This window comes from Pseudofrankia asymbiotica (assembly GCF_001983105.1).
Classification (GTDB): Bacteria; Actinomycetota; Actinomycetes; order Frankiales; family Frankiaceae; genus Pseudofrankia; species Pseudofrankia asymbiotica.
Genome location: NZ_MOMC01000148.1, coordinates 1 through 7,386 on the forward strand (window position 1 = coordinate 1; position 7,386 = coordinate 7,386).

At 67.9% G+C, this 7,386-nt stretch carries 5 protein-coding genes and 6 pseudogenes; 8 read left to right on the plus strand and 3 right to left on the minus strand.

The genetic code is table 11. The features are described from left to right. From BL253_RS38690 to BL253_RS38700, 3 genes and pseudogenes are all read left to right on the plus strand, one after another. Window positions 1-392: pseudogene (locus tag BL253_RS38690) on the plus strand (ISAs1 family transposase); the annotation flags it as partial. Window positions 393-424: 32 nt separating this feature from the next. Then, window positions 425-940: a hypothetical protein gene (locus BL253_RS38695; RefSeq protein WP_198946568.1), complete on the plus strand. Its 516-nt coding sequence runs from the start codon at window positions 425-427 to the stop codon at window positions 938-940. 1 nt (window position 941) lies between these two features. Then, window positions 942-1,265 (plus strand): DUF2218 domain-containing protein, encoded by a 324-nt coding sequence (locus BL253_RS38700; protein ID WP_076823065.1) that lies wholly within the window; start codon window positions 942-944, stop codon window positions 1,263-1,265. 397 nt (window positions 1,266-1,662) lie between these two features. Here BL253_RS38700 and BL253_RS38705 read toward each other — a convergent pair whose 3' ends face one another. Continuing rightward, window positions 1,663-2,073: a hypothetical protein gene (locus BL253_RS38705; protein WP_131831709.1), complete on the minus strand. Its 411-nt coding sequence runs from the start codon at window positions 2,071-2,073 to the stop codon at window positions 1,663-1,665. A 119-nt stretch (window positions 2,074-2,192) separates the two neighbouring features. On the opposite strand from BL253_RS38705, the pseudogene BL253_RS38710 reads away from it, so the two are divergent. The 3 pseudogenes from BL253_RS38710 (at window position 2,193) to BL253_RS38725 (ending at window position 4,115) form a co-directional block, all read left to right on the plus strand. Further along, a pseudogene (locus tag BL253_RS38710) lies at window positions 2,193-2,877 on the plus strand (IS6 family transposase). Window positions 2,878-3,325: 448 nt separating this feature from the next. Further along, a pseudogene (locus BL253_RS45250) lies at window positions 3,326-3,436 on the plus strand (VOC family protein); the annotation flags it as partial. 269 nt (window positions 3,437-3,705) lie between these two features. Then, window positions 3,706-4,115 (plus strand): annotated as a pseudogene (locus tag BL253_RS38725) (arsenate reductase ArsC). Window positions 4,116-4,186: 71 nt separating this feature from the next. On the opposite strand, the gene BL253_RS38730 reads toward BL253_RS38725, so the two are convergent. Continuing rightward, window positions 4,187-4,804: a hypothetical protein gene (locus BL253_RS38730; protein WP_076823069.1), complete on the minus strand. Its 618-nt coding sequence runs from the start codon at window positions 4,802-4,804 to the stop codon at window positions 4,187-4,189. A 341-nt stretch (window positions 4,805-5,145) separates the two neighbouring features. Here BL253_RS38730 and BL253_RS38735 point away from each other — a divergent pair. Then, a pseudogene (locus tag BL253_RS38735) lies at window positions 5,146-5,844 on the plus strand (IS6 family transposase); the annotation flags it as partial. A gap of 326 nt (window positions 5,845-6,170) precedes the next feature. Then, window positions 6,171-6,629, plus strand: coding sequence for a TetR-like C-terminal domain-containing protein (locus BL253_RS38740; RefSeq protein WP_158230523.1), 459 nt, complete (start codon window positions 6,171-6,173; stop codon window positions 6,627-6,629). Window positions 6,630-6,988: 359 nt separating this feature from the next. Here BL253_RS38740 and BL253_RS38745 read toward each other — a convergent pair. Beyond that, a pseudogene (locus tag BL253_RS38745) lies at window positions 6,989-7,386 on the minus strand (IS66-like element ISFsp11 family transposase); the annotation flags it as partial.

Here is a 7,386-nt window from a genome sequence, read left to right on the forward strand (position 1 = left end):
CCCTCAAGGTCGCCACCATCGACAACATCGACTTTCCCCACGCCTGTCAGGCGATCAGGGTCCAGCGCTGGCGCAGAGAGAAGGGCCGCGACGCCAGCCGCGAGACCGTCTACGCGATCACCGACGCCACCGCCGAGCAGGCCAGCCCCGCGCTACTGGCCGACCTCGCCCGAGGCCAGTGGCACATCGAGGTCAAGCAGCACTACGTCCGCGACGTGACCTTCGGCGAGGACAGCAGCACCAGCCGAACCGGCCGAGGCCCGGCCGTACTCGCGATCTTCCGTAGCRCTGTCGCCGACACCCTGCGCCGCGTCGGCCATCGCAGCGTCCCCGCCGGCCGCCGCGCCCACAAGACCGCCACCGCCGCGCTCGACCTCCACGGCTTCCCATGACAACCCGGACAAACCACCAACATCGAACATCAATGGACAGGTCCAGTCAGAACGCGAGCGTGCCGGAGCCTTGGGCGACACCCCGCCGCGCGACCGTGGTCCAGGCGAAGGCGGTATCGGTGTTCGTCACCGGCGTGCTCGCCGGGCTGGTCGCGACTGGCACGGTGGCGGGGGCCGGCTCACTCACCCTGGCCCTGCGCGGACTGGGCGTCCAGCTCACCGTAGGTGACTACGCGCGGCTCCTGAGCGGCGGCGCGCTCGGCGGCGGACTGGTCGCCGTGGTGGGGCTGGCCGTCGGCGCGGTCATCCGCGCGCAGATACCGTCTCTCGTCACGCTGTTCGCCTGGCTGCTGTTCGTGGAGAACCTGCTCACCGACCTGCCCGACGCGCACCGGTTCGCTCCCGGCGCGCTCGTGCAGTCACTGGCCGGCGGGGACCGCGACGGCATACTGCGCGCCCCCGCAGCAGCGGCCATGATCCTCGCGGCCTACGCCGTCGGGCTGCTCGCCGTCGCCATCCTGGCGACTTCCCGACGCGACGTTGCCTGACATGCCCACCGCCCACGCGCGCGTCGCCACGGACCGAGCGGCCCGGTATCTCACCCAGCTGTGCGGCCACCTCGACGCGATCCACGACCGCCACCGGACTGGGCACGGCGGCCCCGACACACCCACAGTTCAGGCCGTCACCCGGACTGGGAACGCCGGTCTGCTCGAGTTCGACCGGGGAACCTGCCGGATCGAGGCCACCCCCGACACGGTCGTCCTGTCAGCCGAGGCCCCCGATGCCGAGAGCCTTCGACAGATCCAAAACGCGGTCACTCACCGCCTGGAGATCATCGGCGGCCGAGAAGGACTGGCAGTGACCTGGTAAGCGGACCCGGGCCAGCCCCGCCGCCGGCCCGACCAGGCAGGCAGGCAGGCATCAAGCGTCGGCCTCCCAAACCCATATGCCGCAGTCCACCGGCTAAATGATTTCTGAATGTGTTGCGCGTAACTGGCTTGTGGGTGCTTGACCTGTGGTTTTGTATCGCGGATGAGGTGATTCGTGCTGATGGCTGTTAGGTGCGTGTGATCGGAAGGCAGTTGGGGATTCTGCGCCTTGGCCGGGGCTGAGGGAGGGCCGCCGGTGCTGACCGGGGGACGGCTCAGCGCGTTGTACGGTACGGATTTTGGAGCGCTGGTCGCGGTTTTCGTGGGCGGAGTTTCCGTCGCGACGGTCGACCTCGAGGGTGCGTACGCCCATGCCGGGCTTCTCCTGGCGCTGCCTCTCAGGAGGCTGAGCTGTGGGGCGGGGAGGTCAAGCGCGATAGCGTGACACGCTCCTCGTGGTCGAGCACGAGGAGCCGATTCGCCTCGATGAGAATCACGACGTCGTCCATCGACGGGTACCAGAGGTCCGACACGTGGTCGACGAAGGTCGACCACGTCATCCGCGCGCCGATCCGGTCAACGGGCCAGGCGACACGCATGTCGACGTCTTGGCCTACCGGAAGGCTTGCCAGCCACGCCCCGAGCTCCGGCCCGGCGAGTTCCGACATGTCGCGCTCGATGTCCGGGTAGCTCCGTAGTTCTGACAGCTGCCGGAAGGATCCGCCCAACCCTCTCTCGATCTCCTGGTACTCGTCCAGATCAGCGGCGACTCCGATCGAGTGCAACACAAAGATCAGTCCTGGCGGCAACGGAATCCTTCCCACGCATCGGCACGGCCAGACCGGGTCTGTTGCGGCCAACTGTCGAACTGATCCGTGCCGCGTGCCGGCCTGATCGTGTGGCGTCTTGAGGTGTCGTGCGTCCGCCGATCCGGGCGTCGGAGTTCGCCAGGCTCCGGTTCCCGCCCGAGGTGATCGTTCTGGGAGTTCGCTGGTACCCGCGGTTCTCGCTGTCGTGCCGGGACGTCGAGGAGCTGCTCGCCGAACGTGGTATCGAGGTCGACCACGTCACGATCTACAGATGGGTACGACGCTTCATGCCGCTGCTGGTCGACGCTGCCCGGTCATGCCGGCACCGGMCGACCACCAGGTGGTACGTCGACGAGACCTACGTCAAGATCGCAGGAAGGTGGGCCTACCTCTACCGGGCCGTCGACCAGCACGGCCAGGTCATCGACGTGCTCGCCAGCGAACGGCGCGACCAACTCGCGGCCCGCAGGTTCTTCCAGCGGGCGCTGACCCATGGCCGCCGGCCGGTCGAGGTCCCCACCGACAAGACCCCGGTCTACCCGCGGATCCCTCGACGAGCTGCTGCCCGAGGCCTGCCACGTCGACGCCGCCCGGGAGAACAATCGCATCGAATCGGACCACAGCCGGCTCGAGGCGAGGACGCGGCCGATGCGCGGCCTGACACGCCTGCGCTCTGCTCAGACGATCAGCAGCGGACACGCCCTGATCCAGAACATCCACCGCGGCCACTACGAACTCGCCACCGACGCCGATCCGCTGCTGCGGCTATCGGTCGCGTTCACCGAGCTCGCCGCGGCGGTCTGATCCTCGAGCCTTCCAGGGCCTCCGCGCGTCCCCGGCCCTCCGAACGCAACAGACCCGGTGCGTGTAGGTCCACTTCCTGGTGACCAGGCGTCGGTGCCACCGTAGAACGGTGCCAGGGGTGATCAGCCGGTGTAGCCGTAGCCTCCGCGGCAGGAGCCGGACCAGGGCGGCGAGCACGGCCCGATCCGCCCAATCCCATCTCGGCCGTGGCTGGGTTCGGCGCAGCACCGCGACCTCGTGCCGAAGCACGAGCAGCCCGATGTCCTTCGACCGGCCCGCCCAGCTCCGGCCCGTCGGCCAGGTCGAGGACGCCGGGCGGATCCAGAGCGCGGGAGCTGGTCATAGCGTCCAGCATGCCTTGAGGGATTGACACACGTCTATGCGTGGGGTCATCCCCAACCCGACCGCAGGACATAGATGATGGTCGATACCTGGGAGGGTGATGGTCATGGCGCGGGTCCAGCTGGCGTTGAACGTCTCGGATGTGGATCAGGCGGTCGAGTTCTACATGAAGCTGTTCGGGGTGGAGCCGGCGAAGCGGCGGCCAGGGTACGCGAACTTCGCGGTGAACGTCCCGCCGCTGAAGCTTCGCCGGCATCGCCCCCGCCTCCGCTCCGGCGTTCATCGCCGCGCAGCTCGTCGGTGGCGGCCTCGGCTACGGCCTGATCCGGCTGCTCTACCCGCGACCCGCGCCAGCGGGAGCCGTCCCGGCGATCCCGGCCCCGATCAGCACGGTTTCGGCGGCGTCATCCACCGCCACCACGATTCCCACAACGGTGGCTACGCCGAACGGCGCGACACCGTCCTGACTTTCGGAAGGACCCGCCCATGCCTGAGAAACCCTCGGTCCTGTTCGTCTGCGTCCACAACGCCGGCCGTTCCCAGATGGCCGCCGGCTGGCTCACCCATCTCGCCGCCGGCCGGATCGACGTCCGCTCCGCCGGATCCGAAACCGCCGACCAGATCAACCCGGTCGCCGTCGCCGCGATGGCCGAAGCCGGCATCGACATCACCGCCGCAACCCCGAAAATCCTCATCCCGGATGCCCTCGCCGCCTCCGACGTCGTCATCACCATGGCTGCGGCGACACCTGCCCCGTCTTCCCCGGAACCCGCTACGAGGACTGGAAACTCGACGACCCCGCCGGCCAGCCCCTCGAGGCCGTCCGCCCGATCCGCGACGACATCCGTGCCCGGGTCGAGAAACTCCTCGCCGAACTCCTTCCCGCCGACGCCTGAGACCGGTTTCCGTTCCGCCACCCGGGTCGGGGCCCGCGACGGCCGACGCGGGCCCCGACCCGGAACCTCACCTATGAGGCCGACGGATTCTCCTTGTGGTAGGTGTCGAATATCAGCCTGTCATCCGCGGAGAGATCCTCCTCGACGATGTAGGAGAACTTGAAGGTAGGGTTCGCGACATTCGTGCGGTTGTAGAGCTGGAAATCCGTGTCCGACCAGGTGCCGATCGGCTCACTGTTCACCGGGTTCCACATGTGGAACACGTCGTCGGGTGCCCATCTGTTGATTTCGAGTCGATCATAGCTGTCGTAGAGCTTGCAGGCGCCGGTGGTGTTCCTCCAGTTGAAGAACATCGGCTCGCTGCCCATGTTCGTGGTGAGTACAAGGCGGCCGCCGCCCTCGCGGTAGAGCCGCCACTCGATCGCCCGGAGGAGATCCGGCGCGTTGGCGTACAGCCAGATGTCATCACGGTTGACGTATCGGCCACAGCCGGAGTTGAACAGGGCGCCCCGGAACGTCTTGCCACTCAGGAACTGCCGCTCCGTCAGCCATGCCCGCGGGAGGGCCGAATAGAGATCCGCCAACGCCCGGTCGAGCCTTACGTCCTCCTCTCGTGGCTTGTCCGACGACCGCCGCAGGGTGCGGACTTCCTCGAGTACAGACTGGCGCTGCTCGGTGGAGACTGTCATTTTTCCGATCCCCTTCCGGATGTCACTCCCGACCTACCAGCACCCGGCCAGGACCACGGCGCGTGCGCTCGGCACACGCGACTCCAAGACATATTCACGAGCATCGAATATGCGCTAAACCGATGCCCCGACAGGCCCACCTTCAAACGAACGTCACATTCAGTCACCACCCCGAGAATGGGGTAAAGTGACCATAACGGATTCAGGTGCCCGACTCGGCGTGACGCCGCGAGCCTCCACATCGATCCACATTCGCCGGAGTGATCAAATATGATCACGAGCGGCGCTGTTGCGTTGGCCGGGCGCGACGGCCGGTGCGGCCGAGCGGGCATGATCGAGTGATGCGCCGCCGCCGTGTTCGTCCGCTGGCTCCGGCCTCGGAGTTCGCGGGGTTCCGGTTCCCACCGGACGTGATCGTGTTGGCAGTGCGCTGGTACCTGCGCTACGCCTTGTCCTACCGGGACGTCGAAGAACTACTCGCCGAACGCGGTATCCTCGTCGACCACGCCACGCTGTTCCGCTGGGTACGCCGGTTCACCCCGCTGCTGATCGACGCCGCCCGACCCTGCCGCCACGCGCTCGGTGACCGGTGGTTCGTCGACGAAACGTATATCAAGGTCGCCGGCAGGTGGGCATACCTGTACAGGGCGATCGACCAGTTCGGCCAGGTCATCGACGTGCTGGCCTCCGAGAAACGGGATCTGGCCGCGGCCCGCCGCTTCTTCGCCCGGGCGCTGTCCCATGGCCGGCGGCCGGTCGAGGTGACCACCGATCGGGCGCCCTCCTACCCGCGGGTCCTTGACGAGCAGCTCCCGGGCGCCCACCACGTCGACGAGCGGTACGCGAACAACACGATCGAAGCCGATCACGGTCGATTCAAGGCACGACTACGGCCCATGCGCGGTCTGAAACGCCTGCGCTCCGCGCACGTCGTCGGCTCCGGACACGCGTTTGTGCAGAACATCCGCCACGGTCACTACGAGCTGGGTATCGWCGTGGAACCGAGCCAGCGGCTCGCGGCTGCCTTCGTCGAGCTCGCCTGGCCATCTGACCGCCACCGCGGCCAGAGGCTGCCATGCCCGGGTCGGCTCAACGCAACAGCGCCGCCCCAGGTGCGCGGCACGTTCAGTCCTCTTCGTCCTGCTCGCCGCGGTCGCGGTGGGGCAGCGGTAGGGGGGTGGGGTCATTGGATGTGACGTGGGCCCCGAGGTGTCCCCGGGGGCCTTACGCCCACCCCCCTTTGCCGCGGGCCGCATTGCGGCGCAGACCGGCTACATAACTGAAGGAATAGTAACCACAGGTGCGGCACGTTCGGTCCTCTTGGTCCGGCTCGTCCTCGTCGTCGCGGTCGGTAGCAGTCGGGTCGGTGCCCCAGCGGGCCGCGCCCATGCGGTCGGCCGCGTCGGTGGACAGCTCCGGCGCGACGTGGCTGATGGCTCCGCCGGTCGTCTCCGGCGCCACCGAGGACCCCCGCGCTGACCTGCTCCACCTGGTGTCCCGGCTGGTCGCCGACATGACGAGCGCACCGGTCGGCCGGGCGATCCTGGCGCTGACGGGCGAGGCGGACAAGCACGCCGACCTCGCCCGCCGGCTGGCCGACGACTACCTCGCCCCCCGCCGCGCCGCGTTGGGGGAAATTCTGCGTCGGGCGGTCGGAAGCGGGGAACTCAACCCGGATGTGGACATCGACCTCATGCTCGACCTCGTGCTGGGCGCGCCCACCTACCGCTGGCTGACCACCGGGCGCCCGGTCGACTCCCACAGCGCCCGAGCCGTGGTCGAGGCCGTGTGGGAGATGGCACGCGCCGGGCCGACCGTACGGTAGAAACGTCGACGGACTGTCGATCAGAATTTCGTAAAGCCGCTTGACGAATACTCTCGCCCGCGCGGGTGGAGAGTTCCGGGTCTCTTAGAAGTGCACGGAGCCTTATTCGGCGCTGCCGTTYGGCGGACTCCAAACGACCTGCGGCGGGTGTGGTAAATAGGGGTTCTGATAGGGGTTGGGAAAATGCCCCTGAGATGACACGGTGGTGTGGTGACAAATGGCAGGGACCGACACCAGGCCGCGCACCATCTGCCGCCGCGCTCACATGGGGACCCGCGCATGAGAATTGAGATCCTCGGACCATCGCCGAGGTGTCCATTCACGGGTGGCGGTTCCAGCACCCCTGTGTTGATGTTGCTTTAGGTGGTGAGGGCCTCGGCGCTGGCCGTCGGGGGGACGGGTAGCCAGGGTTTGCCGGCGAGGGCGAGGCGGATGGCGTCGATGGCGCGGATGCCGTGGTCGCGGGCGGAGACGAGGTAGGAGCGCACGCGGAGGTAGCCGGCCAGCGTCGTCGGGGTGTGCCAGTAGCCGGAGACGGTCTGGTGGCGTTTCGGGAGCCTGATCGCCTGCTCGGCGGCGTTGTTCACCCAGGGGATCTTGAAGTCGGTGCAGAACAGCCAGACCTGGTCGGCCTTCGCGGCGAGCCGGCGGGCCAGGACCAGGCCGGGATGGTTCTTCTCGTCGTGCCAGAGCCGGGACATGTTCGTCAGCTCGCCGATCCTGACGTCGGCGTCGTAGCGGGCCCGCAGTCTGTCGA

Coding starts and splice junctions, on each gene's coding strand:
- BL253_RS38700 (WP_076823065.1), top strand. CDS start 942: ATGCCCACCGCCCACGCGCGCGTCGCCACGGACCGAGCGGCCCGGTAT.
- BL253_RS38730 (WP_076823069.1), bottom strand. CDS start 4,804: ATGACAGTCTCCACCGAGCAGCGCCAGTCTGTACTCGAGGAAGTCCGC.
- BL253_RS38695 (WP_198946568.1), top strand. CDS start 425: ATGGACAGGTCCAGTCAGAACGCGAGCGTGCCGGAGCCTTGGGCGACA.